Here is a 25,074-nt window from a genome sequence, read left to right as displayed (position 1 = left end):
AAGGCTTCGACCTGCTCGTCCGTGATCTTCCGCGGCGCCCCCGACCGCGGCCGGTCCACCAGGCCCTCCAGCCGGTCCGCGGCGAACCGGGAACGCCACTTACGCACCGTCTCCCGCGAGATGCCCAGGTCATCCGCGACTCGCGCGTTCGACCGGCCGTCCGCGCACGCCAGCACGATCCTCGCCCGCAGTACGAGTGCCTGAGACGCGGTCTGCTTGCGCAACCAGCCCCGCAGCACCCGGCGTTCGTGACCGGACAGCTCCAGAGGCAAGGGCTTCGGACCAGGCATCACCCCACCCTACAACCGCAAACGAACTAACGACTCAGGACACTAGGACGTGTTCGTTGACCTGCCTGTTTCTTCGTCACCCGGCGAGGGTGAGGTTGTGCAGGCGGGCGATGCCGAGCATGGCGTGGTGAACGCCGTCGCCCTTGAGGCGGCAGTCGCGGAGGATCTTCCACGTCTTCATCCGGGCGAAGGCGTGCTCGACGCGGGCGCGGACTTTGCGGTGGGAGGCGTTGTGTTCCTTCTTCCAGGCCGCAAGTTCCGTCTGGCCGCGTTCGCGGCGGTGCGGTATGACCAGGCCCGTGCCCCGGTAGCCACCGTCCGCGATGACCGTGGTCTTCCCGACGGCGGCTTTGGCTCCGGACAGTTCCCATGCCTTGCAGTCGTTGCGGTTGCCCGGCAAGGGCCGGCCGACGGCGACGACGAGCCGGGTGTCGGCGTCGATGACGACCTGGTGGTTGGTCGAGTAGCGGTAGTTCTTCGACTGCTCGGCGATGGTGTGGTCGCGGGTGGGGACCAGGGTGCCGTCCACGATCAGCACGGTGTCCTTGCGGAACCGCTTGCGCTGCTGGAGGGCAAGCGCCGGGCCGAGGTGGTCGATGATGCGGTCGGCAGCCGACTTGGACACCCCGAACAGCGGCGCCAGTTGGCGCAGGGTCAGGTTGGTCCGCCAGTACGCGGCGACCAGCAGGACTCGGTCCTCCAGTGGCAGGCTCCACGGCCGGCCCTTGCGGACCGGGTCTGCACCCTCACGCCGCAACGCGGTGATCAGCTTGCCGAACTGACGCGGGCTCAGCCCGGTGAACGGGGCTATCCAGGAGGGCTCCGACGCCGTGATCACACCAGACACGACAAGATCATCTCACCCGTGACCAGCACTTACGGGACAGCCCTTAACCCAACACCCACCGTAACCAGCAGGGAGAGCCGCTACCCGGCGGCTCTCCCTGCTGCGTGTTGAGAGGACCGCCGCCTCATGGCAGGCCACATCCAAGACCGCTGGTTCAAGACCGAGACCAACTCCGACGGCAAGACCGTCCGCGTCAAGAGCGACCGCCATGGCAGCGGACTGCGCTATCGAGCCCGGTACATCGGCCCCGACGGAACCGAGAAGTCCAAGAGCTTCTCCGACGGTAAGAAGCGACTCGCTGAGAAGTGGCTGAGCGCCATCGAGACGGACATGACGCGAGGGCAGTACGTCGACCCGTCGGCCGGCAAGGTGACGTTCAAAGACTTCGCCACGGCGTGGCTGGCGTCTCAGACCACGGACCCTTCCACCATCGTGAACATGGAGTTGCGGTTTCGGCTGCACGCCTTTCCGTACATCGGCTCGCGCTCCATGACCGCGTTCCAGCCCACCCATATCCGCACGTGGGCGCGGGCCCTCATGGACTCCGGAATGGCAGCGTCATATCAGCGGACCGTGTTCGCCAACGTCTCTGCTGTGTTCGGTGCGGCCGTGGACGACGGCATCATCTCCCGCAATCCCTGCCGTGCGGGTTCCGTTCGAGCACCCAAGCTCGACCCTCGGAAGATCAAGCCGTGGACGCGTGATCGAGTGGTGGCTGTTCGCGGCGGACTCCCGGAGCACTACGCAACAACGGTGGACCTCGGTGCCGGGTGCGGTTTGCGACAAGGCGAGATCTTCGGGCTGGCCGTCGATGAAGTCGACTTCGACGGGGGAGTGCTGCACATCGTGCGGCAGGTCAAGCTGGTCGGTCCGCAGATGGTGTTCGCCCCGCCCAAGGGCGGCAAGCTGCGAGACGTGCCGCTGGCCGACGTGGTGTCGGATGCGCTTGCCGCGCACATCACCTGCCAGCCCCCCATCGACGTCACTCTGCCGTGGAAGACCCCGGACGGCCCGCCGGTCACAGCGAAATTGCTGTTCTACTCGCGGGAGCGTAGGTCAATGAACAGGAACTACTTCAACATGTACCTGTGGAAGCCCGCCCTGATCGCTGGCGGTGTCATCCCGGAACGGATGCCGGGGGAGCGGTTCATACCGTCGCGTGAGCACGGCATGCACGCCTTGCGGCACTACTACGCGTCGGTCCTGCTGGACTCGGGAGAGAACATCAAGGCCCTGGCCGAGTACCTCGGTCACTCAGACCCAGGGTTCACGCTGCGGACGTTACACACACCTGATGCCGAACAGCAGGGACCGGGCACGCCGGGCCATCGACTCAGTTTTCGGCAAGGGAGCGTCTCCCGGACCTTGAACGCGAAAGGCCGCCGGCCGTGCGCTTCCCGGAGTGGGAAGAGCACGGCCGACGGCCCACACACGGCTCAGGGGAGCGGAAACCCGCTCTGACCTGGGGCGATATCACACGTCGAAGTACAGCTCGAACTCGTGCGGGTGCGGGCGGAGCTGGAGCGGGGCGATCTCGTTCGCGCGCTTGTAGTCGATCCACGTCTCGATCAGGTCGGACGTGAAGACGTCGCCGGCGAGGAGGAACTCGTGGTCGGACTCGAGGCGGTCCAGGACGGCCGGGAGCGAGGTCGGGACCTGCGGGACGCCCGCGTGCTCCTCGGGGGCCAGTTCGTAGAGGTCCTTGTCGATCGGCTCGGCCGGCTCGATCTTGTTCTTGATGCCGTCGAGGCCCGCGAGCAGCAGCGCCGAGAAGGCGAGGTACGGGTTGCCGGAGGAGTCGGGCGCGCGGAACTCGACGCGCTTGGCCTTCGGGTTGGAGCCCGTGATCGGGATACGCATGGCCGCGGAGCGGTTGCGCTGCGAGTAGACCAGGTTCACCGGGGCCTCGAAGCCCGGGACCAGACGGTGGTAGGAGTTCACCGTCGGGTTGGTGAAGGCCAGCAGCGACGGGGCGTGCTTGAGGATGCCGCCGATGTAGTAGCGGGCCATGTCCGACAGGCCCGCGTAGCCGGCCTCGTCGTAGAAGAGCGGCTGGCCGCCGGTCCACAGCGACTGGTGGACGTGCATGCCCGAGCCGTTGTCGCCGAAGATCGGCTTCGGCATGAAGGTCGCGGTCTTGCCGTTGCGCCAGGCGACGTTCTTCACGATGTACTTGAAGAGCTGGAGGTCGTCGGCCGCGGCGAGCAGCGTGTTGAACTTGTAGTTGATCTCGGCCTGGCCGGCGGTGCCCACCTCGTGGTGCTGGCGCTCGACCTGGAGGCCGGACGCGGCCAGCTCCAGGGAGATCTCCGCACGCAGGTCGGCGAAGTGGTCGACCGGCGGGGTCGGGAAGTAGCCGCCCTTGTAGCGGACCTTGTAGCCGCGGTTGTTCTCCAGCGCACCGGTGTTCCAGGCGCCGGCCTCGGAGTCGATGTGGTAGAAGGACTCGTTCGCGCTGGTCGCGAAGCGCACCGAGTCGAAGACGTAGAACTCGGCCTCGGGACCGAAGTACGCGGTGTCGGCGATACCGGTCGACGCCAGGTAGGCCTCCGCCTTCTTCGCCACGTTGCGCGGGTCACGGGAGTACTGCTCGCCCGTGATCGGGTCGTGGATGAAGAAGTTGATGTTCACCGTCTTGTCACGGCGGAACGGGTCGACGCGCGCGGTCGACAGGTCGGCGCGCAGCGCCATGTCGGACTCGTGGATGGCCTGGAAGCCGCGGATCGACGAACCGTCGAACGCGAGCTCCTCGTCCGGGTCGAACGCCTCGACGGGCAGCGTGAAGTGCTGCATGACGCCCGGCAGGTCGCAGAAGCGGACGTCGACGAACTTGACGTCCTCGTCCGCGATGAACTTCTTGGCCTCGTCGGCGTTCTGGAACATCCAGCTCCTCCTACTCCCGGCCGTCGAGCCGGGGTGGTAGTTCGTTCGTGCGGCCAGTGCGGTGGCACACGCTGCCGTCGACCCTAGGGACGGCTGATTTCTCGGGCGTGACCCAATTGTTTCGCACAAGTTAACCGGACGCGGTCCGGTACACCCCTCGTGTCCGTATCGCGAAACGCTCCCAGTACGGTGGTCGGGTGGACAAGAGGGAAGCAATCGGATCGTGGCTCTCGGGCCCCCGCGCGGCCGCCGAGGACGCCGGTGTCGACTTCGGCTACCGGGGCGAACAGCTCGGCCTGCCGGAGGAGGGGCCGGGCTCGATCGCCCGCCCGGGGCGACGGCTCGGCGCACTCGCCGTGGACTGGGGCATGAGCACGCTGATTGCATCCCAGTTGATCACGCACAGCTATGGGCAGACGGCCTCGAACTGGGCCCTGCTCATCTTCTTCGTGATGGGTGTCCTCACCGTCGGCACCCTCGGCTTCACCCCGGGCAAGCGCCTCTTCGGCGTCCGGGTGCTCACCCTGGAGACCGGCACGGTCAACCCCCTGCGCGCCGTCCTGCGCACCGCCCTGCTCTGCCTGGCGCTGCCCGCCCTGGTCTGGGACCGCGACGGCCGCGGCCTCCACGACCGCCTGGCGGGCACGGTCGAGGTGCGGATCTAGCGGTCGAGGTGCGCATCTGGCCCCGGGTGCGACAAGCGGGTACGACGAAGGGGGCGCCCGGACTGATCCGGGCGCCCCCTTCGTGACGTGAGGAAGGCGATTCAGCGGGCCTTGCCGCCGCCGCCCTTCGGCAGGCGCATGCCCTTCGGCATCGGGCCCTTCGGCAGGGGCATGTTCGTCATGAGGTCGCCCATGGCGCGCAGCCGGTCGTTGGTGGCCGTCACCTGCGGGCCCGCAAGGACGCGCGGGTACTTCAGCAGGGTCGTCCGCAGCTTCTTCAGCGCGATCTGGCCCTCGCCCGTGCCGACGATCACGTCGTGCACCGGGACGTCCGCGACGATGCGGTTCATCTTCTTCTTCTCGGCGGCCAGCAGGCTCTTCACCCGGTTCGGGTTGCCCTCGGCGACCAGGACGATGCCGGCCTTGCCGACGGCCCGGTGCACCACGTCCTGGCTGCGGTTCATCGCCACCGCGGGGGTCGTCGTCCAGCCCCGGCCGATGTTGTCGAGGACGGCCGCGGCCGCGCCGGGCTGGCCCTCCATCTGGCCGAAAGCGGCCCGCTCGGCTCGGCGCCCGAACACGATCGCCGTCCCGAGGAAGGCGAGCAGGAAGCCCAGGATGCCCAGGTAGACCGGGTGGCCGAGGAGGAAGCCGATCGCGAGAAAGACGCCGAAGATGAGGAGGAAGACGCCCGCGAGTACCAGGCCGATCGTCTTGTCGGCCTTGCGGGTCATCTTGTACGTCAGGGCGATCTGCTTCAGTCGCCCGGGGTTAGCGGCGTCCGCCGCGCTGTCACTTCTCGCCATGCCCCGAAGTCTACGTGGCCTCGAAGGCGCCTACGACGGCAGGAGGGGGCCGGGAACTGCGGGAGGGCAGGAGAGGGAGGAACTGCTCAGGGGCGTGCGGAGGAGCTCAGGGGCGTGCGGAGGTGACCGCTTCGAGGACGCGCTGCGTCTCGACCCGGTCCTTGGCGCGACGGCGGTCCTCCAGCACGGAGGTCCAGGCGTTGCGGCGGGCGGTGCGCTGGCCGCTGCTCATGAGCAGCGACTCGACGGCGCGCAGTGCGTTGGTGAAGGTCGGGATCGCGGTGGCGTGAACGGGCGCGGCCTGCATGGTGGAGGTCCCCCTCGGACGGCTTCGGATACTCGGATACGGGGCTGCGTGGTGTACGTGAGGTGATACCAGCGTCACTGATTGGTGTTACCAGGGCGTGACCGACCGGTCAAACACGAATGAAGCCTTGATGCGCAGGGCCGAAACGCTGACGCGGCCCTGACGGACGTCCTCATCTGCGAGGACGGTCAGGACCGCGTCGTATCGGTCACTACTGACGGGTAGCGGCTTGTGCGGGAGTTCACACACTCGGCGTGCGACCGTACGGCGCAAGCGAGCTGACGCCGCGTCAGACGGCCTGGCCGCCGATGAACGCGCCGCGCTTCTCGACGGCCATCTGGTACAGGCGTCCGGCGCGGTAGGAGGACCGTACCAGCGGACCCGACATCACGCCGGAGAAGCCGATCTGGTCGGCCTCCTCCTTCAGCTCCACGAACTCGTGCGGCTTGACCCAGCGCTCGACGGGGTGGTGGCGCACGGACGGCCGCAGGTACTGCGTGATGGTGACCAGCTCGCAGCCCGCCTCGTGCAGTTGCACCAGGGCCTCGCTGACCTCCTCGCGGGTCTCGCCCATGCCGAGGATCAGGTTCGACTTGGTGACGAGCCCGACGTCGCGGGCGGCCGTGATGACGTTCAGGGAACGCTCGTAACGGAAGCCGGGGCGGATCCGCTTGAAGATCCGCGGGACCGTCTCGACGTTGTGCGCGAAGACCTCGGGGCGCGACGAGAAGACCTCGGCGAGCTGCTCCGGGACCGCGTTGAAGTCGGGGGCGAGCAGCTCCACCTTCGTACGGCCCGACGCGCGGCCGGCGGTCTGCTCGTGGATCTGCCGGACCGTCTCGGCGTACAGCCACGCCCCGCCGTCCGCGAGGTCGTCGCGGGCGACGCCGGTGATGGTGGCGTAGTTCAGGTCCATCGTGACGACGGACTCGCCCACCCGGCGCGGCTCGTCGCGGTCCAGCGCCTCGGGCTTGCCGGTGTCGATCTGGCAGAAGTCGCAGCGCCGGGTGCACTGGTCGCCGCCGATGAGGAAGGTCGCCTCGCGGTCCTCCCAGCACTCGTAGATGTTGGGGCAGCCGGCTTCCTGGCAGACGGTGTGCAGGCCCTCGCTCTTCACGAGGTTCTGCATCTTCGTGTACTCGGGACCCATTTTCGCCCGGGTCTTGATCCACTCGGGCTTGCGCTCGATGGGGGTCTGGGCGTTACGGACCTCCAGGCGCAGCATCTTGCGTCCGTCGGGTGCGACTGCGGACACGACCGGCTCCCTAACGATTGATTCTTCGGCGTGCCCAAGGGTACGCCCGTGGATTTGAAAGCCCGCTGGCGCGTCAGGCCGCGGGTACCGCGGAGTCCTTCTCGATCTCCCGGGGCTTCGGCTCCGCGTTCTCCAGGACGTCCGTCAGGTGGCGTTCCACCACCGGCAGGACCTCCTCGATCGTCACGTCCCGGCCCAGCTCGGCGGCCAGGGAGGCGACGCCCGCGTCGCGGATCCCGCACGGGATGATCCGGTCGAACCACTTGTTGTCCGGGTTCACGTTCAGCGCGAAGCCGTGCATCGTGACGCCCTTGGCGACCCGGATGCCGATCGCCGCGATCTTCCGGTCCTCGCGCCGCTGGCCCGCGTTGGACGGCGCGTACTCCGGGCCGTTCAGCCGGGGGTCGAACTCCTCGTCGGTGAGCCGGGGATCGAGGTCCAGCGACAGGCCGCCGAGCGACGGGCGCCGCTCCACCGGATCGCCGAGCACCCACACGCCGCTGCGCCCCTCGACCCGGGACGTCTCGACGCCGAACTCGGCGCACACCCCGATCAGGGCGTCCTCCAGCCGCCGCACATGGGCGACGACGTCCACCGGACGCGGCAGCTTCAGGATCGGGTAGCCCACCAACTGCCCCGGACCGTGCCAGGTGATCTTGCCGCCGCGGTCCACGTCGACGACCGGGGTGCCGTCCAGGGGGCGCTCGTCGGCGGCGGTGCGCCGGCCGGCCGTGTAGACCGGGGGGTGCTCCAGGAGCAGCACGGTGTCCGGGATCTCGTCGGCGAACCGGGCCGCGTGCACCCGGCGTTGCTCGTCCCACGCCTCCTGGTACTCGACGGCGTCCCCGCCGAACCCCATCCGGACGAACCGCAGCTCGCTCACGGCCAGCGCCTCCCTGAAAGTCGTCAGGCGCGTGCCGCGCCCAAGCCACTGTACGTCCGCGCGTTCCGCGTCAGCCCCACGGCCAATCCTCACACGATCGGATGAATGAACGCCGAGATGTGCGATCGGCTGCTTACTCTCCGCTACATTCGCGCCGTTCACGAGGCCAAAAGAGCTGATCACAGCAATCAGGGCATTCATCCGGGCACGTCACAGGCCCGGGAGGCAGGAGACCGCACCGCAGATGACGGAACGACCCGCGCAGCGCACTCCCAACCGCCAACTAGCCGCGCTCATCGCAGAAGCGGGCTTCTCCAACGCGGGACTGGCCCGTCGCGTCGATCAGCTCGGCCTCGAACACGGGCTGGACCTCAGATACGACAAGACGTCCGTCACCCGGTGGCTGCGCGGGCAGCAGCCCCGGGGCACCACCCCCGCCCTCATCGCCGAGGTCTTCACCCGGCGCCTCGGCCGCCGGCTCACCGCCCAGGACCTCGGTCTGGACGCCTGCGCCCCCGTGTACGCGGGCCTGGAGTTCGCCTCCACGCCCGACGAGGCCATCGACATCGTCGGCGGGCTCTGGCGCAAGGACTCCGGCAGCCACGCCGAGCTCCGCAAGATCGCCTTCACCCCGGCGGGGCTCGTCGTGCCCAGCCGGGACTGGCTGATCGGGCGGGCCGACGAGAAGGTCGCCCGCAGCGAGCCGCCCGCTGCCCGGGTCCCCGTCCAGGGCCGCCCGGCCACCCGCCCCGCCGGGTCCGGCACACTCCAGGAGCAGCCCCCGTCCGCGCAGCCGGCGCGGGCGCCCGCCCAGGTCGTGCCCCGGCAGCGCGGCCAGGGCAGCGAGCGCCCGCCCGCCCAGCGGGTCACCGGCGGCGACATCTCCGCGCTCCGTTCGGTAGGCGAGCTGTTCCGCACCCTCGACGACCGGTACGGCGGCGGGCACGCCCGGCAGGCCCTCGTGCGCTACCTGGAGCACGAGTGCGAGCCGATGCTGCGCGGCTCCTACGGTGAGCAGACCGGCCGCCGGCTCTTCGGCGCCGCCGCCGACCTGACCCGGCTCGCCGGCTGGACCTCCTTCGACATCGCCGCGCACGGTCTGGCCCAGCGGTACTTCGTCCAGGCCCTGCGCCTCTCGCAGGCGGCGGCGGACCGCGCGTACGGCTCGTTCGTGCTGGTCACCATGAGCCGCCAGGCCGTCTATCTCGGGCACGGGCGCGAGGCGGTGCAGCTCGCGCGGGTGGCCCAGCAGGGCGTCGGCACGGGCGCGCCGCCCGTCGTGCAGGCGCTGCTGCACGCGGCGGAGGCGCGCGGGCACGGGGTGCTGGGCGAGGTGCGGGCCTCGACCGCCGCGCTCGTGCGCGCCGAGCGGGCGTTGGAGGCGGCCAAGGCGGGGGACGAGGTGCCGTACTGGGCGCGGTTCTTCGACGAGGCGCAGTTGGCCGACGAGTTCGGGCACTGCCACCGGGACCTCCAGCAGTTCCGGGCCGCCGCCCAGCACGCCGAGCGGTCGCTGCAACTGCGGCCCGCCGCGCATGCCCGCAGCCGGCTGTTCTGCCGCGTCGTCCTCGCCTCCGCCAGGCTCGGCCTCGGCGAGCTCGACCAGGCCTGCCAGCATGCCGCCGAGGCGGCGGGCCAGGCGGCGGAGATGCGGTCGGTACGGGCCCTGGAGTACGTCCGGGACTTCGAACGCCGCCTGGAGCCCTACCGGGACGCGGCCCCGGTCCGGACCTACCGCGACAAGGTGGCGGCCCTGGGGTGACCCCGGCGGCCCCTGGGGGCTGCCGTCCCCAGACCCCCGCTTCGGCCCTGAAGGGGCCTCGTCCTCAAACGCCGGACGGGCTGAAGTGCCTGGCCCTTGGTGGTGGGTGGGCATAGGCCGGGGGTCTGGGGGCGGAGACCCCAGGGGTGGGACCACTTACGCTGCCGCCGGTGCTTCCCGGGGTGTCGGCAGTGGGTCCGCCGCGTGCAGCGAACCCGCGGCGGTCAGGTCGGAGACGATCGCCGACGCGGCCCGGTGCGCGGAGTGCAGCGCGCCCTGGACGGTGCTGGTGTCCCGGTGGTCGCCGCACACGTACAGCCCCGCCAGCAGCCGTACCGCCCGCCGCAGGTCGTGCGGCACCCGCATCGCCGGGACCGCCTCGGCGGTGTGGTGCACGGCCAGCGTCTCCCACCGCGCGGTCGGGACGCCGTAGAGGCGGGACAGGTGCGTGCGGACGGCGGCGTCGACGCCCGGCGGCGGTGTGCCGAGGACCGTGGACGAGATCAGCGCCCGGCCCGCGGGCGCCCGGCTCGGGTCCACCGCGCTGACCACCGCCGTGTGCGCCACCGGCCCGCCCCGGTCGGCGTCGAGGAGCAGCGCGGCCCCCGTCCCGGGCGGCTCGTCCGTCGTGTGGTGGACGACCGTCACCGGGTGGAACCCGGGCACCCGCAGCCCGGGCAGCAGCTCCGCCGCGGTGCGCGCGTCGGTGGCCACCAGCACGGCCCGGCAGCGGAACTCGCCGTGCGCGGCGGTGGTCACCGAGGTCGTGGACACCGAGGTGACCCGCACCCCGGTGTGCACGGTGCCCGGCGGCAGGGTCCGCGCGAGCAGCTCCGGCAGCACCTCCGCGCCGCCCTCCGGCAGCGACAGCCGCCCGGCCGCGAAGGCCCGCAGCGCGAGGTCCGCGCACCGGCTGGAGGTGGTCAGCTCCGGGTCGCAGAGCAGCGCCGCCAGCAGCGGGCGCAGGAACCCGTCGACCGTGCGGGCCGGCACCCCGCGCGCCGCGAGGGCCTGCGCGGCCGGCAACTCCGGGCGGCGCAGCAGCCGCCGCGCCGGGGTCGCCGCGATCCGGGTGAGCGCGGCGCCCAGCCGCGCCTGGTCCACGCCGCTGCCCAGCGGCGCGCCCGCCCGCACGGGCGGGGAGCCCGGCAGGGGAGCGCTCGCCAGGGCGCGTACGGCATGCAGTGCGCCCCTCGCGCTCCCCGCGCCCACCTGGGCGCCCGCCCGGTGATGGCGCCCGTCGCTGTGCAGCAGCACCCCCGGCGCGAACGGACGCAGGACGAGCGCGTCCAGCCCCGGTGTCAGGGCCAGTTCGGGATAGGCGGTGGACAGCAACTGCCCGACGCGGTCGAGCCGGAACCCGTCGATCTTCTCCGTCGACATACGGCCGCCCACGTAAGGGGCGGCTTCCAGGACCGCGGTCGTTACTCCTGCGCTGGTCAGTCGCTGTGCCGCGGAGAGGCCGGCGATACCGGCTCCCACCACGACGACGTCTGCCTGGTACGCGGGCTCAAGCACGTGCCCCTCCTCGAGGTTGCGCGGCCGGTGGAGACGTCATGCCCCCGACGGCCGGTCGGGATGCCCGAGTTCGGATCGAGGTTAGGGCCGTGATCGGTCAGGAACAGTCGCGCATGGGCAGAGCACGGTCGCACGGCGGTCGCATACGGTCATGAGGGGGTTCAGGCTGCCCGGATGGCATCCTCGATCCCGGGGAACGCGAACGTGAACCCCGACTCCAGCAGCCGCTTCGGCACCACCCGCGCGCTGCCCAGCACATCCCCGGCCATCTCGCCCAGCACCGTCCGCAGCACCGGCGCGGGCACCGCGAGGAGCGTCGGCCGGCGCAGCACCCGCCCCATCGCCGCGGTGATCTCCCGGTTGGTCAGCGGCTCGGGCGCGGTCAGGTTGAACGGCCCCGACAGGTCGCCGCGGTCGAGGAGATGCCGGATCGCCGCCACCTCGTCGTGCAGCGCGACGTACGACCAGTACTGCCTGCCGTCACCCATCCGCCCCCCGAGACCGGCCCTGAACAGCGGGAACAGCCTGGCCCAGGCCCCGCCGCCGCGCGCCACGACCAGCCCCGTCCGGGTGAAGACCGTACGGACCCCCGCCTCCTGGGCCGGGGCCGCGGCGGCCTCCCACTCCACGCACAGCTCCGGCAGGAAACCGCGGCCCGCGGGCGCGCTCTCGTCCACGATCCGGTCGCCCGTCTCGCCGTACAGACCCATGGCGCTGCCGTTCACGAACACCCGCGGCCGGTCGTCGAGCGAGGCGACCGCCCGCGCCAGCGCCGCCGTGCCGTGCACCCGGCTGTCGTGGATCCGCTTCTTGTACGCCGCGCTCCAGCGCCGGTCGCCGACCCCCGCCCCCGCCAGGTTGACCACGGCGTCGCACCCGGCGAGCCCCGCCGTGTCCACCTGCCCCCGCTCGGGATCCCAGCGCACCTCGTCCGCGCCCCGGGGCGCATGCCGCACCAGGCGGGCGACCTCGTGTCCGTCGGCGGTCAGGGACCGCACCAGGGCGCCGCCGATCAGACCGGACGCCCCGGCCACCGCGATTCGCCTACGTTCCGCACGTTCCGCACGTTCCATGCGGCCATCCTGCCCGGTGGCCGCGGAAAACACCGGTCGGGAGGCCGCCCTCCCGTCCTAAGGTGGCGGCCATGCCAGAACCCTCCGCACTTCGCATACGCCCCGCGGCGCTCGCCGACGAGGCGGCGCTGAGCCTCGTCGACCGCCTCACCTGGTCCCCGCTGCACGCCGTGATGCCCGAGCCGCAGCCGCCGTACGCCCCCTTCTTCGACGAGCGGCACGCGCCCGGGGACAACCTGGTCGCCGTACTCGACGACCGCGTGGTCGGCTATGTCCGCCTCGCCTTCCCCACTTCGCTCGCCTGCAACGCGCACGTCCGGCAGATCCAGGGCCTCGCCGTCCTCGACGAGGCGCGCGGCCGGGGCGTCGGGCGGGCGCTGGTCCGCGCGGCCGTCGACGAGGCCCGGCGGCAGGGCGCCCGCCGCATCACCCTGCGCGTCCTCGGCCACAACGCCCCGGCGCGGGCGCTCTACGCCGCCGAGGGGTTCGCGGTGGAGGGCGTGCTGCCGGAGGAGTTCCTGCTGGACGGCACGTACGTGGACGACGTGCTCATGGGACGCCCCCTATGAGGTCCATGAAATCCATGAGGCCCACGAGACGGTGGCTATGACGTGATCAGGTGCCCCACGTCCACCGGCTTCGTCGCCGTCGACGCCCGCTCGGCGTCGCCTGCGACCTCGGTCACCGTCAGCACGTACCCCGTCTCGTCGTCCGAGGTGGAGCGGGCGAAGACGACGCCGAAGACCCGGCCGTCGGTGGTCAGCAGCGGGCCGCCGGAGTTGCCGGGGCGGACCGTGGAGCGGATCGAGTAGATCTCGCGGGTGACGATCTCGTCGTTGTAGATGTTCCGGCCGGTCGCCTTCACCCGGTTCGCGACCGTCGCCGCCTGGAGGTTCAGGTCGCCGTCCTGCGGATAACCGGCGACGACCGCCGAGTCCCCGCGCTTGGCGTCGTCGTCGAAGCGCAGCACCGGGGCCCGCAGACCCGGCACGTACAGCACCGCCACGTCCTTGTCCGGGTCGAAGAACACCACGCGCGCGTCGTACGACCGCCCCACGCCGCCGATCCGTACGGTCGGCTCGTCGATGCCCGCCACCACGTGCGCGTTGGTCATCACATGCTCACGCGCGTACACGAAACCGCTGCCCTCGCGGCCCTGGTTGCCCGAGGAACCCTCGATCTTCACCGTGCTCAGCTTGGCCGCGCTGGTCGCGAGAGCCGTGACGCTGTCACCGGTGGGCTTGGCGACCTCGGCCGTCGACTCGTTCTCGAACGGGTTGAAGACCTGCGGGAAGCCCGCCTCGGTCAGCGCCGACGTGGCCCGCGAGAACCAGGTGGGCGTGGTGTCCGGCATGGCGTCCTGCACCGCGCCCAGCAGCCGTGAGTCCCGTATCGACGACGTGACCACCGGCGACGAGGACGCGCCCAGCACGCTCGCCGCCACCCACGCCACGATCAGCACCGCCACCGCGTTCGCCACCGCGCCGCCGACCCCGTCGGCCACCCGCAGCGGCCCCCGGTCCAGCTCCCGGCGCAGCCGCAGCGCGAGACGGCCCGCCAGCTCGTGCCCGACCACCGCCGGGACGAGCACCGTGAACACGGCGGTCACGGTCGCCTCGGTGGTCCCCGGCGTCACCAGGTCCATCAGCCACGGCAGGACCCACACACCGATCACCGCGCCGCCCACGAACCCGGCCAGCGAGACACAGCCGGCCACCAGCCCACGCCGGTAGCCGGAACCGGCGTAGGCCAGGATCACCAGCGCCAGCAGGATGTCGAGCAGGTCCACACGGCCCCCTTTCTCTCAGACCCCCTAGTACGTGCGGAAAGGGCCCAGTGATCAGCTACCCGTCGATCACGCGCACACGACGTCCACAACCGGCCACGTGCGCGTGTACCCCGTAAAACGGTGCGCACCGGGAGGATGGTTCCACCAGGTGGCACACCACACATCGCGGGCGGACCGGAACCGGTCGACAGTGGGTTCATGTGCGCCCGCCGAGCTCTCTGGCCGACCCCCCGCGGTCCGCGCCGGCCGCGCGGGCGGCGCCCGGCGCGGATACCGGGCCCGCTCCTCGTGCTCCTGGGCTGCGTGCCCGGGCTCGCCGCCGTCGCCGCCCTGGGGCTGTGCGCGGGCGGTGTCGACCACGCGGCGACGGACGCCCTGGCCGCCCGCGCCGGCCACCAGGCCGCCCGCCCCGCCACCGCGCACCAGGCGGCCCGCCCGCCGGTCGTGCCGCGCACCGCCTGGCTGGACGCCCTCGCCCGGCACGCGCAGCCGCCCCCGCGCTACGACGACAAGGTCGTCGCCGTCTTCGTCCACCACACCGACTCGCCCAACGGCTACGACTGCGCCGACGCGCCCCGCATCATCCGCTCCCTGTACACGGGCCAGACCGCCGCCCGCGGCTGGGACGACATCGGCTACAACTTCCTCGTCGACCGCTGCGGCACCGTCTACGAGGGCCGGGCCGGCGGCGTCGACCGGGCCGTCACCGGCGCCCACACCCAGGGCTTCAACCACCGCACGGCCGGCATCGCCGCACTCGGCACGTTCACCGCCGGGGTGCCGGTGCCGCAGGCGATGGTCGACGCGATCGCCGCCGTGACCGCCTGGAAACTCGGCCTGACCGGCACCGACCCGCGCTCGAGCGTCCGGCTCACCTCCAGCAACAGCCTCAGCCGGTACGCTGCCGGCACCACCGCCACCCTCCCGGCGCTGGCCGGCCACCGGGACGGCTTCATGACCACCTGCCCCGGCGCGGCCCTCACCGCCCGCCTCCCGGAGATCCGCGCCACCGCCGCCCGCCTCCAGGGCAGAACGGCCGCGCCCGCGCTCACAGGAAGCCCTTAGACGGCCTTCAGGGTTCTCCCATTCCCACGTCCTACGGTCATGCACAACACAAGCCGACCGGAGGTGGGGATCATGAACAGCAGCCGTACGGGGTCCACGGAGGCCACGCAGCGCAGGGAGCCGTCGGGCTGGTCCAGGGCCGCCCGCAGCCCCTGGACCGTGCTCTGCGCCGTCGCCGCGGTCGTCCTGGGCCCGGCCGCGGCCACCGCGTCCGCGCTGGAGCAGGCCAACCGGGCGCCGATGCACCACGCGGTGCGGATCGACCAGACGCAGGCCTACCTCCCGACGGACAGCACCCGCCGCAAGTTCGCCGTGTGACGACGTCCGCCGAGGCTCACTCCTTGAAGCGCTGCCACAGCCGGGGATACCGCTCGGCGAGAGCGCTCTCGTTCTCGAAGTCGACCGGCGTGCCCTCGGGTTCGGAGGGCGCGGGCGGGATGCCCAGGTCCGGGGCGACGGTCCCGGTGAGCTGCTCGTAGGCCTCGTCGGCCGCGTAACCGAGTTCCTCGCCGTCGCCGTCGATCTCCTCGTCGAAGTCGTCCAGCAGGTCGGCGAGCGAGTCCGGGTCGTTGTGCAGGGCGCCCTCGAAGACCTCGCGGCCCTGCCCGATCAGCCAGCACCGGAAGAAGTCGAAGGCGTCGTCGCTCGCCCCGTCCAGCAGCAGCCAGGCGGCGCCCCACAGGTCCCACGTGTAGGCGCGGTTGTAGCGGGACTCGAAGTGCCGGGCGAAGTCGAGCACGGAATCCGGGTCCAGCCGGACCAGCCGCTCCACGAGCAGGTCGGCCTGCTCCTCGGGATCACCCTCGGCGGCCTCGCGGGAGGCGTCCACCAGCTCCCAGAACTCCGTCTCGTCCATCACGCGTCCAGCATCGTGCCTCAAGGACCCCGACGCACCCGGAGTACCGCGGATTATCACCACCCGGCCGCTGTCACAGGTACAACTCCGCCAGCCGCCCCACGTCCTCGGCGAACCGCCTCCGCAGAGCCTCGGGCCCGACCACCTCGGCCTCGGCCCCCAACACCCTGAGCTGACTACACGCCACCTCCAACGACTCCACCCACAGGGCGACGGCCACCCACCCCCGCGCGTCCGCTGCCCCAGCCGTCGCCAGCGCGTCCCGGGCGGCCACCGGATCCACCGCGTGCGCCAGCCCGCGCCTACCCGCCGCCGACAGCCGTACGACGATTTCGGCCCCCAGGATCGAGCGCGCGAACCGTTCGGCCTGCGCACCCCAGAACCCGGGCAGGTCGAACTCGTCGTCCCGGCTGAATCGATCCGGTGACTCCTCGACACCGACGAACCGGTCGATACGGTACGTACGGAACGCCCGGCCGTCCCGGTCCTCGCCCCGAACCTCGTCCCGCACCCGGGCGCACAGGTACCAGACCCCCGCCTTCAGCACGAGCCCGTACGGCTCCAGCTCCCGCACCACCTCGTCCCCGTTGCCGCGGCGATACCGCGCACGGACACACCGGTCGTCCCACACCGCGTCCGCGACCACGCTCAGCAGCTCGGGCGTCTTCGGCTCCCGGAACCACCCGGGCGCATCCAGATGGAACCGCTGCGCCGCCGCCCGCGGAGCGTCTCGCAGGGCGGGCAGCAGGGCCGCCGACACCTTCAGCCGCGCCGCCGAGGCGACGTCCTCCAACCCCATCTCCCGCAGCGCCCCCGGCACCCCGCTCAGGAACAGCGCCTCGGCCTCACCGCGCCCCAGCCCGGTCAGCCGCGTCCGATACCCGCCGACCAGCCGGTAACCGCCCGCTCGCCCGCGCTCCGCGTACACGGGCACACCGGCCTCCGACAGCGCCTGCGCGTCCCGCGTGACCGTGCGCTCCGACACTTCCAGCTCCCGCGCCAGCTCGGCGGCGGTCATGGCGGGCCGGGACTGGAGCAGAAGCACCATCTTGATGAGGCGGGCAGCACGCATGCGCCCATGATGCCGGGACCCACTGACAACGAGAGCGGCAACAAGGAAGGGGGGTGCGGCAGACGCCGCACCCCCCTTCCCGTCGAGCCGTCGGCTTACAGGCCGTAGCGCTCGCGTGCTTCCTTTACCGAGGTGGCCTTGGTCTCGCCGCGGCGGGCGAGTTGGGCCAGGGCCGCTACGACGATCGACTGGGCGTCGACGCCGAAGTGGCGGCGGGCCGCGTCGCGGGTGTCGGAGAGGCCGAAACCGTCCGCGCCCAGGGAGGAGTAGTCCTGCTCGACCCACTGCGCGATCTGGTCCGGGACCTGGCGCATGTAGTCGGAGACCGCGAGGACCGGACCCTCGGCGCCCTGCAGCGCCTGCCGGACGTACGGCACGCGCTCCTCGCCGCGCAGCAGGGCCGCGTCGGCCTCCAGCGCGTCCCGGCGCAGCTCGGTCCAGGAGGTCGCGGACCACACGTCGGCGGCCACCCCCCACTCCTCGGCGAGCAGCTTCTGCGCCGTGAGGGCCCAGTGGATCGCGGTGCCCGAAGCCAGGAGCTGGATGCGCGGGGCGTTGGCCGCCGCCACCTGCACGCCCGCCGACTCCGCCGTGTTGAAGCGGTACAGGCCCTTGACGATGCCCTCGTCGACGCTCGCGGCGCCGCCGACGGCGGACGGCTTGGCCGGCTGGGGCATCGGCTCGTTGTAGACGGTCAGGTAGTAGAAGACGTTCTGGTCCTCGCCCGGGGCCGCCGCGCCGTACATCCGGCGCAGACCGTCCTTGACGATCGTGGCGACCTCGTACGCGAACGCCGGGTCGTAGCTGAGGGCGGCCGGGTTGGTCGCGGCGATGACCGGGGAGTGGCCGTCGGCGTGCTGGAGGCCCTCGCCCGTCAGGGTCGTACGGCCCGCCGTGGCGCCGACGAGGAAGCCGCGGCCGAGCTGGTCGCCGAGCTGCCACATCTGGTCGGCCGTACGCTGCCAGCCGAACATCGAGTAGAAGATGTAGAACGGGATCATCGGCTCGCCGTGCGTGGAGTACGCGCTGGACGCGGCGATGAAGTCGGCCATCGAACCGGCCTCGGTGATCCCCTCGTTGAGGATCTGGCCGTTCTGGGCCTCCTTGTAGTACATGAGCTGGTCACGGTCGACCGGCTCGTACGTCTGGCCCTTGGGGGAGTAGATCCCGAGGGACGGGAAGAGCGACTCCATGCCGAACGTGCGCGCCTCGTCGGGGACGATCGGCACCCAGCGCCGGCCCGTCTCCTTGTCGCGGACCAGGTCCTTGATCAGGCGGACGAAGGCCATGGTGGTGGCCACGTTCTGGGAGCCGGAGCCCTTGTCGAAGGACGCGAACGTCTTGTCGGCGGGGGCCGGCAGCGGAGCGATCGCGTGCGTACGGCGGGCCGGGGCCGGGCCGCCGAGCGCCGCGCGGCGCTCCTGGAGGTAGCGCACCTCGGGGGCGTCGGCGCCGGGGTGGCCGTAGGGCACGACCCCGTCGACGAAGTCGCTGTCCTTGATGGGCAGTTCCAGCAGGTCGCGCATCGTCTTGAACTCGTCCACCGACAGCTTCTTCATCTGGTGGTTGGCGTTCTTCGACGCGAAGCCCTCGCCGAGGGTGTGCCCCTTGACGGTCTGCGCCAGGATGACGGTCGGCGCGCCCTTGAACTCGACGGCCGCCTTGTACGCGGCGTACACCTTGCGCGCCTCGTGACCACCGCGCGAGAGGTGGAAGCACTCCAGGATCTTGTCGTCGGACAGCAGCTTCGCCATGTCGACGAGCGCCGCGTCCTTGCCGAAGAAGTCCTGGCGGATGTAGGCGGCGTCACGCGTCTGGTACGTCTGCACCTGGGCGTCCGGCACCTCGCGCAGCCGCCGGACGAGCGCGCCCGTGGTGTCGAGCTGGAACAGCTCGTCCCACGCCGAGCCCCACAGCGACTTCACGACGTTCCAGCCGGCGCCGCGGAACTGCGCCTCCAGCTCCTGCACGATCTTGAAGTTGGCGCGGACCGGGCCGTCGAGGCGCTGCAGGTTGCAGTTGATGACGAAGGTCAGGTTGTCCAGGCCCTCGCGGGAGGCGAGCGCGAGGGCCGCCGTCGACTCGGGCTCGTCCATCTCGCCGTCACCGAGGAACGCCCACACGTGCGACGCCGAGACGTCCTTGATGGCGCGGTTGGTGAGGTACCGGTTGAAGCGCGCCTGGTAGATGGCGGAGAGCGGACCGAGACCCATGGAGACGGTCGGGAACTCCCACAGCCAGGGCAGCCGGCGCGGGTGCGGATACGACGGGAGGCCGTCGCCGCCCGCCTCCTGACGGAAGTTGTCGAGGTGCCGCTCGGTCAGCCGGCCGTCGAGGAAGGCGCGGGCGTAGATGCCGGGGGAGGCGTGGCCCTGGATGTAGAGCTGGTCGCCGGAGCCGTCCCGCTCCTTGCCCTGGAAGAAGTGGTTGAAGCCGGTCTCGTAGAGCCAGGCGGCGGAGGCGAAGGTGGCGATGTGGCCGCCGACGCCGTGTTTGCTGCCCCGGCTGACCATCGCGGCCGCGTTCCAGCGGTTCCACGCGGTGATCTTCCGCTCCAGCTCCTCGTCGCCGGGCGCGGAGGGCTCGGCGGCGGTGGGGATGGTGTTGACGTAGTCGGTCTCGAGCAGCTTCGGCAGCGCGATGCCGTTGCCCTCGGCACGCTCCAGCGTGCGGCGCATCAGGTACGCGGCGCGGTGCGGCCCGGCCGCCTTGGCGACCGCGTCCAGGGAGGCCTGCCATTCGGCGGTCTCCTCCGGGTCACGGTCGGGGAGCTGGTCGAGCGCGCTCGGCTGGATGGCCTGGGGGTCGGTCATGTCGCCGCCTTCCTCAGTCGAAGGGGGTTCCCTGTGAGGTGGGTGTTCCGGGGGTGCCCTTGGTCTTTGGCAGGACAGGGCGTGGGCTCTGGTGGGAGTCCGTCGGCGACTGTAACGCGCTGATCGATGATCGATCAAAGGGTTGAAGGGCAAAACCTCTCGATTACGAGAAAGTCGGCACGGGGTGCCTTTCGGGCGGGCACCGGGTGCCGCTTTATTTAGGGCGAATTCAAGCCGTTTCCGCAGGTGAGCGCGGGGGTGCTCGACTGGCACCCACCTGCTGACCGACCGCTCACCGACTGCTGACCAGCCGCCGTCCGGCCGCTGTCCGACTGCCGTCCGACGGGCTCACGCCCTCGGCGCACACCCCAGCACATGCGCCTTCACCAGCTCGGCGATCCGCGGATCGCGCCGCTTGAACGCGGCCACCAGCTCCTCGTGCTCCTCCGCGTACGACTGCTGCACGGTTCCCAGCCAGCGGATGGACAGCGCCGTGAACACCTCGATGCCGAGGCCCTCCCAGGTGTGCAGCAGCACCGAGTTCCCGGCCGCCCGCACCAGCTCGCGGTGGAAGCCGACGGTGTGCCGCACCTGGCCGGTGCCGTCGGCGGCGCGGTCGGCCTCGTACAGGGCGGCGACATGGGGTTCGAGGGCCGAGCAGTCCTCGGCGAGCCGCTGCGCGGCCAGTTCCGCCGCGATCGCCTCCAGACCGGCCCGTACGGGGTAACTCTCCTCCAGGTCCGCCGCCGTGAGGTTGCGCACCCGCACGCCCTTGTTCGGCGCGGACTCGATCAGCCGCAGCGACTCCAGCTCGCGCAGCGCTTCTCGCACCGGCGTCTGGCTGACCTCCAGCTCGGTCGCGATCCGCCGCTCCACGATCCGCTCGCCCGGCTGCCAGCGCCCGCTGACGATCCCCTCCACGATGTGCTCGCGGATCTGTTCGCGCAGCGAGTGGACGACGGGCGCGGTCATGAAAGCTCCTTCGAGCAGGGGCCGCCCCTCGGCCCCGGGGACGTCTGACGCTTAGACAATACGGCCGTGAGCGCTTTCCAGAAGGGCGTCCGGGGATGCTTTTACGCAGGTGAGATGAGACTTACACGCCGTTCCCGGGGTGCCGTGCCGCCCCGGGCACCGCGTACCCCGGTCTCCTCCGCCACGGGCCCTAGAGGTCGAGGACCGCGCGGAGCGCGTTGTCCACCTGCGCCAGCGGACCCGGGCCGATGGTGCCGTGCCGGGTCCCGGTGTCGAAGCGGGCCGAGGCGAGCTGGAGGAGATCGACGGCGACGACCGAGGCGTCGATGGGTGACGTGAGGCGGACGCTCATCGCCGTGTCGGGGTGTGCGGCCGGCGCGTGCAGGACAAGGGCGACGACCACCCCGTACGTGTCGGCCAGCCCGTCAAGACTGACGACGAGTACCGTGCGGACGCCTTTGCCGGTGTCGACGTCCCACACGTCCCCCCTCTGGATGCTCACAGTGCGTCGCCCTCCCCCTCCAGGTCGAGCTGCCCGAGCGCGGCGAGTTTGCGAGCGGCGTCCAGCGTCATCTGCCGACGTACGGCCTTCAGGATGTAGTCGTTGAGGGAGGGGGCGTCGGCGGCGGCGTCCCGCAGCGCCTTGTCCATGGAGTCCGGGATGCGCAAGGTGATGGCACTCATGACACCAGATGTAGTGGCAAAGGTGCCGTCGGTGGCGGCGGTTGCCGAAAGCGGCAGACGAACGCCCCCGGCCGGAAGGTTCCGGGCGGGGGCGTTCGGGGGTTGTTGTGCTGGTGGGACTGGGTTACAGGCCGAGCTCGACCTCGAACTCGCCGGCTTCCAGGATCGCCTTGACCGACGTCAGGTAACGGGCCGCGTCGGCGCCGTCGACCAGGCGGTGGTCGTAGGACAGGGTCAGGTACGTCATGTCGCGGACGCCGATGACCGTGCCCTCCTCCGTCTCGATGACGGCCGGACGCTTGACCGTGGCACCGATGCCGAGGATCGCGACCTGGCCCGGCGGCACGATGATCGTGTCGAAGAGCGCACCGCGCGAACCGGTGTTGGAGATGGTGAAGGTGCCGCCGGACAGCTCGTCCGGGGTGATCTTGTTGCCACGGACCTTGCCGGCCAGCTCGGCCGTGGCCTTCGAGATACCGGCGATGTTGAGGTCACCGGCGCCCTTGATGACCGGGGTCATCAGGCCCTTCTCCGAGTCCACCGCGATGTTGATGTTCTCGGTGCCGAAGTAGGTGATCGTGCCGTCGGCCTCGTTGATCTTGGCGTTGATGACCGGGTGGGCCTTCAGCGCCTGGGCCGCCGCCTTCACGAAGAACGGCATCGGGGAGAGCTTGACGCCCTCGCGCGCCGCGAAGGAGTCCTTCGCCTTGGCACGCAGCCGCATCAGACGCGTGACGTCGACCTCGACGACCGACGACAACTGCGCCTGCTCGTGCAGCGCCTTGACCATGTTGTCGCCGATGACCTTGCGGATGCGCGGCATCTTGACGGTCTGGCCACGGAGGGGAGAGACCTCCAGGGCCGGGGCGGCCTTCTTGGCGGCCGGCGCGGCGGCGACCGGAGCCGGGGCAGCGGCGGCGGCGGCCTTCGCGGCCTCGGCGGCTGCGATGACGTCCTGCTTGCGGATCCGGCCACCGACACCGGTGCCCTTGACGGCGGCCAGGTCGACGCCGTTCTCGGCGGCGAGCTTGCGCACCAGCGGGGTCACGTAGGCACCGTCGTCCCCGGCGGCGGGAGCCGCGGGGGCGGGGGCGGCCGGGGCGACCGGAGCGGGGGCGACCGGCGCGGGAGCCGGGGCGGCGGCCACGGGGGCCGGAGCCGGAGCGGCGGCGACCGGGGCGGGCGCCGGAGCGGCCGGAGCCGGAGCCGGTGCGACCGGCGCGGGGGCCGGGGCGGCGGCGACGGGCGCCGGGGCCGGGGCGGCCGGGGCAGCCGCCGGGGCGGCGCCCGGGGCGCCGATGACGGCGAGCTTGGCGCCGACCTCGGCGGTCTCGTCCTCGGCGACAGTGATCTCGAGCAGCACACCGGAGGTGGGCGCCGGGATCTCGGTGTCGACCTTGTCGGTCGAGACCTCGAGCAGCGGCTCGTCGGCCTCGACGCTGTCGCCGACCGACTTCAGCCAGCGGGTGACGGTGCCCTCGGTGACGGACTCACCGAGCGCGGGCAGCACGACGTCCGTGCCGGTGGCAGCACCGGCGGGAGCGGGCGCGGCCGGAGCCTCGGGGGCCGGCGCGGGGGCGGCGGGGGCCTCGGCCACCGGAGCCGGGGCCGCGACGGGCTCGGCGGCCGGAGCCGGGGCGGCAGCGGGCGCGCCCGTGCCGTCGTCGATGAGGGCCAGCTCGGCGCCGACCTCGACCGTCTCGTCCTCGGCCACCTTGATGGAGGCGAGGATGCCGGACACGGGCGAGGGGATCTCGGTGTCGACCTTGTCGGTCGACACCTCGAGCAGCGGCTCGTCGGCCTCGACGCGCTCACCCTCGGCCTTCAGCCAGCGGGTGACAGTGCCCTCGGTGACGCTCTCGCCGAGCGCCGGAAGGGTTACGGAAACCGCCATGGTTTCGGTTGCTCCTTAACGATTGCGGAAGTCTGAGTCGTCGCTTCGTCGACCGAGGGTCAGTCGTGCGAGTGCAGCGGCTTGCCCGCCAGGGCCAGGTGGGCTTCGCCGAGCGCCTCGCTCTGCGTCGGGTGGGCGTGGATGAGCTGCGCGACCTCGGCCGGCAGCGCCTCCCAGTTGTAGATGAGCTGGGCTTCGCCGACCTGCTCGCCCATGCGGTCGCCGACCATGTGGACGCCGACCACCGCACCGTCCTTCACCTGGACGAGCTTGATCTCGCCCGAGGTGTTGAGGATCTTGCTCTTGCCGTTGCCCGCCAGGTTGTACTTCAGAGCGACGACCTTGTCCGCGCCGTAGATCTCCTTGGCCTTGGCCTCGGTGATGCCCACGGAGGCGACCTCGGGGTGGCAGTACGTCACCCGCGGGACACCGTCGTAGTCGATCGGGACGGCCTTCAGGCCGGCCAGCCGCTCCGCCACCAGGATGCCCTCGGCGAAGCCGACGTGCGCGAGCTGGAGCGTCGGGACCAGGTCGCCGACGGCGGAGACGGTCGGGACGTTCGTCCGCATGTACTCGTCGACCAGGACGTAGCCGCGGTCCATCGCGACGCCCTGCTCCTCGTAACCCAGACCGGCCGAGACGGGTCCGCGGCCCACCGCGACCAGCAGCAGCTCGGCCTCGAACTCCTTGCCGTCGGCCAGGGTGACCTTGACGCCGTCGGCGGTGTACTCCGCCTTCGAGAAGAAGGTGCCCAGGTTGAACTTGATGCCGCGCTTGCGGAACGCGCGCTCGAGCAGCTTGGAGGAGTTCTCGTCCTCGAGCGGCGCGAGGTGCTTGAGGCCCTCGACGATCGTGACGTCCGCGCCGAAGGACTTCCACGCCGAGGCGAACTCGACGCCGATGACGCCGCCGCCCAGGATGATCGCGGACTTCGGCACGCGGTCCAGGACGAGGGCGTGGTCGGAGGAGATGATCCGGTTGCCGTCGATCTCCAGGCCCGGCAGCGACTTCGGCACGGAGCCGGTCGCCAGCAGGACATGGCGGCCCTGGATCCGCTGCCCGTTCACGTCGACGGAGGTCGGCGACGACAGGCGCCCCTCGCCCTCGATGTACGTCACCTTGCGGGAGGCGACGAGCCCCTGCAGGCCCTTGTACAGGCCGGAGATCACACCGTCCTTGTACTTGTGGACCCCCGCGATGTCGATGCCCTCGAAGGTGGCCTTGACGCCGAACTGCTCGCTCTCGCGGGCCTGGTCGGCGATCTCGCCCGCGTGCAGCAGGGCCTTGGTGGGGATGCAACCCCGGTGCAGGCAGGTGCCGCCGACCTTGTCCTTCTCGATCAGGGCGACGTCCAGACCCAACTGCGCCCCGCGCAGGGCCGCGGCGTAACCGCCACTGCCACCGCCGAGGATCACTAGGTCGAAAACGGTGCTGGCGTCGTTCGCCACGTCACGTCCTCCATGCATGTGCGCCACGCCGGTCTCCAGCGACCGGTCGGCGGCTGGTGTCCGGCCGCTCTTCATCGGCCCTGTGGTGGGGGCCCTGTCCTGCCAGGCCCCATCCTCGCACTTGTCACACCCCAACGAGACACGGGGCACCTATGTGAGACCGCCCACTGTCCCGACCCAGGGGCGCGGGGA

Annotated in this window: 23 protein-coding genes and 1 pseudogene; 6 read left to right on the top strand and 18 right to left on the bottom strand. The window is 71.3% G+C overall.

Features of this window, described 5'->3' with window-relative positions; translation table 11 throughout:
• Window positions 1-290, bottom strand: a 290-nt coding sequence (locus BMZ82_RS08625) for a helix-turn-helix domain-containing protein (protein ID WP_143098838.1), incomplete at its 3' end; no start/stop codon positions are given.
• Between the two features lie 76 nt (window positions 291-366).
• A complete protein-coding gene (locus BMZ82_RS08620; protein ID WP_093773418.1) occupies window positions 367-1,137 on the bottom strand; it encodes a transposase in 771 nt (256 codons plus the stop codon).
• A gap of 126 nt (window positions 1,138-1,263) precedes the next feature.
• Here BMZ82_RS08620 and BMZ82_RS08615 point away from each other — a divergent pair.
• A pseudogene (locus BMZ82_RS08615) lies at window positions 1,264-2,506 on the top strand (tyrosine-type recombinase/integrase).
• 104 nt (window positions 2,507-2,610) lie between these two features.
• Here the strand turns inward: BMZ82_RS08615 and glnA are convergent.
• The gene (gene glnA / locus BMZ82_RS08610) at window positions 2,611-4,020 is read right to left on the bottom strand and encodes a type I glutamate--ammonia ligase (RefSeq protein ID WP_093773416.1); all 1,410 of its coding nucleotides are present in this window, start codon (window positions 4,018-4,020) and stop codon (window positions 2,611-2,613) included.
• Between the two features lie 197 nt (window positions 4,021-4,217).
• On the opposite strand from glnA, the gene BMZ82_RS08605 reads away from it, so the two are divergent.
• Entirely contained in the window at window positions 4,218-4,685 is a 468-nt protein-coding gene (locus BMZ82_RS08605; RefSeq protein WP_093773414.1) for an RDD family protein, read from the top strand.
• Between the two features lie 101 nt (window positions 4,686-4,786).
• Here BMZ82_RS08605 and BMZ82_RS08600 read toward each other — a convergent pair whose 3' ends face one another.
• The 4 genes from BMZ82_RS08600 to lipB form a co-directional block, all read right to left on the bottom strand.
• Window positions 4,787-5,491 carry a DUF4191 domain-containing protein gene (locus BMZ82_RS08600; protein ID WP_093773412.1) on the bottom strand — a complete coding sequence of 235 codons (705 nt, stop codon included), beginning with the start codon at window positions 5,489-5,491 and terminating at the stop codon, window positions 4,787-4,789.
• 106 nt (window positions 5,492-5,597) lie between these two features.
• On the bottom strand, window positions 5,598-5,798 hold the full coding sequence (locus BMZ82_RS08595) for an SCO2195 family GlnR-regulated protein (protein WP_093773410.1): 201 nt from the start codon (window positions 5,796-5,798) through the stop codon (window positions 5,598-5,600).
• Between the two features lie 289 nt (window positions 5,799-6,087).
• Window positions 6,088-7,053, bottom strand: a complete 966-nt coding sequence (gene lipA, locus BMZ82_RS08590; RefSeq protein WP_093773408.1) for a lipoyl synthase — start codon at window positions 7,051-7,053, stop codon at window positions 6,088-6,090.
• 73 nt (window positions 7,054-7,126) lie between these two features.
• Window positions 7,127-7,936 (bottom strand): lipoyl(octanoyl) transferase LipB, encoded by an 810-nt coding sequence (lipB, locus tag BMZ82_RS08585; RefSeq protein WP_093773406.1) that lies wholly within the window; start codon window positions 7,934-7,936, stop codon window positions 7,127-7,129.
• Between the two features lie 244 nt (window positions 7,937-8,180).
• Between lipB and BMZ82_RS08580 the strand changes: the two genes are divergently transcribed.
• Complete coding sequence (locus BMZ82_RS08580) at window positions 8,181-9,698, top strand: NsdA family TPR-like regulatory protein (RefSeq protein WP_093773404.1); 1,518 nt, start codon at window positions 8,181-8,183, stop codon at window positions 9,696-9,698.
• Between the two features lie 156 nt (window positions 9,699-9,854).
• On the opposite strand, the gene BMZ82_RS08575 is transcribed toward BMZ82_RS08580, so the two are convergent.
• Together BMZ82_RS08575 and BMZ82_RS08570 are read right to left on the bottom strand one after the other, a co-directional pair.
• Window positions 9,855-11,216, bottom strand: coding sequence for an NAD(P)/FAD-dependent oxidoreductase (locus BMZ82_RS08575; protein WP_093773402.1), 1,362 nt, complete (start codon window positions 11,214-11,216; stop codon window positions 9,855-9,857).
• A 161-nt stretch (window positions 11,217-11,377) separates the two neighbouring features.
• On the bottom strand, window positions 11,378-12,289 hold the full coding sequence (locus BMZ82_RS08570) for a TIGR01777 family oxidoreductase (RefSeq protein ID WP_093773400.1): 912 nt from the start codon (window positions 12,287-12,289) through the stop codon (window positions 11,378-11,380).
• A gap of 71 nt (window positions 12,290-12,360) precedes the next feature.
• On the opposite strand from BMZ82_RS08570, the gene BMZ82_RS08565 reads away from it, so the two are divergent.
• Complete coding sequence (locus BMZ82_RS08565) at window positions 12,361-12,858, top strand: GNAT family N-acetyltransferase (protein ID WP_177244429.1); 498 nt, start codon at window positions 12,361-12,363, stop codon at window positions 12,856-12,858.
• 35 nt (window positions 12,859-12,893) lie between these two features.
• Here BMZ82_RS08565 and BMZ82_RS08560 read toward each other — a convergent pair whose 3' ends face one another.
• On the bottom strand, window positions 12,894-14,078 hold the full coding sequence (locus BMZ82_RS08560) for a MarP family serine protease (RefSeq protein ID WP_093773396.1): 1,185 nt from the start codon (window positions 14,076-14,078) through the stop codon (window positions 12,894-12,896).
• Window positions 14,079-14,366: 288 nt separating this feature from the next.
• On the opposite strand from BMZ82_RS08560, the gene BMZ82_RS08555 reads away from it, so the two are divergent.
• Both BMZ82_RS08555 and BMZ82_RS08550 read left to right on the top strand, forming a co-directional pair.
• On the top strand, window positions 14,367-15,143 hold the full coding sequence (locus tag BMZ82_RS08555) for a peptidoglycan recognition protein family protein (protein ID WP_371271175.1): 777 nt from the start codon (window positions 14,367-14,369) through the stop codon (window positions 15,141-15,143).
• A 72-nt stretch (window positions 15,144-15,215) separates the two neighbouring features.
• Window positions 15,216-15,461, top strand: coding sequence for a hypothetical protein (locus tag BMZ82_RS08550; RefSeq protein ID WP_093773392.1), 246 nt, complete (start codon window positions 15,216-15,218; stop codon window positions 15,459-15,461).
• A gap of 16 nt (window positions 15,462-15,477) precedes the next feature.
• On the opposite strand, the gene BMZ82_RS08545 is transcribed toward BMZ82_RS08550, so the two are convergent.
• From BMZ82_RS08545 to lpdA, 8 genes are all read right to left on the bottom strand, one after another.
• Window positions 15,478-15,999 carry a DUF4240 domain-containing protein gene (locus BMZ82_RS08545; protein ID WP_093773390.1) on the bottom strand — a complete coding sequence of 174 codons (522 nt, stop codon included), beginning with the start codon at window positions 15,997-15,999 and terminating at the stop codon, window positions 15,478-15,480.
• Between the two features lie 73 nt (window positions 16,000-16,072).
• The gene (locus tag BMZ82_RS08540; protein WP_093773388.1) at window positions 16,073-17,071 is read right to left on the bottom strand and encodes a helix-turn-helix transcriptional regulator; all 999 of its coding nucleotides are present in this window, start codon (window positions 17,069-17,071) and stop codon (window positions 16,073-16,075) included.
• Window positions 17,072-17,166: 95 nt separating this feature from the next.
• A complete protein-coding gene (gene aceE, locus BMZ82_RS08535) occupies window positions 17,167-19,884 on the bottom strand; it encodes a pyruvate dehydrogenase (acetyl-transferring), homodimeric type (protein WP_093773386.1) in 2,718 nt (905 codons plus the stop codon).
• A gap of 348 nt (window positions 19,885-20,232) precedes the next feature.
• A complete protein-coding gene (locus tag BMZ82_RS08530) occupies window positions 20,233-20,856 on the bottom strand; it encodes a GntR family transcriptional regulator (RefSeq protein WP_093773384.1) in 624 nt (207 codons plus the stop codon).
• A gap of 190 nt (window positions 20,857-21,046) precedes the next feature.
• A complete protein-coding gene (locus BMZ82_RS08525) occupies window positions 21,047-21,358 on the bottom strand; it encodes a type II toxin-antitoxin system PemK/MazF family toxin (RefSeq protein WP_093773382.1) in 312 nt (103 codons plus the stop codon).
• Window positions 21,355-21,540, bottom strand: coding sequence for a hypothetical protein (locus tag BMZ82_RS08520; RefSeq protein WP_093773380.1), 186 nt, complete (start codon window positions 21,538-21,540; stop codon window positions 21,355-21,357). The genes BMZ82_RS08525 and BMZ82_RS08520 overlap by 4 nt, the downstream gene beginning before the upstream one ends.
• A gap of 124 nt (window positions 21,541-21,664) precedes the next feature.
• On the bottom strand, window positions 21,665-23,434 hold the full coding sequence (sucB, locus tag BMZ82_RS08515; protein WP_093773378.1) for a 2-oxoglutarate dehydrogenase, E2 component, dihydrolipoamide succinyltransferase: 1,770 nt from the start codon (window positions 23,432-23,434) through the stop codon (window positions 21,665-21,667).
• 59 nt (window positions 23,435-23,493) lie between these two features.
• A complete protein-coding gene (gene lpdA, locus BMZ82_RS08510) occupies window positions 23,494-24,882 on the bottom strand; it encodes a dihydrolipoyl dehydrogenase (protein ID WP_093773448.1) in 1,389 nt (462 codons plus the stop codon).
• Window positions 24,883-25,074 lie beyond the last annotated feature (192 nt).

Origin of the sequence: Streptomyces sp. yr375 (genome assembly GCF_900110755.1) — a bacterium.
GTDB lineage: Bacteria > Actinomycetota > Actinomycetes > Streptomycetales > Streptomycetaceae > Streptomyces.
Note: the sequence above shows the minus strand (reverse complement) of the source record. Positions and strands in the feature narration are given on the sequence as shown.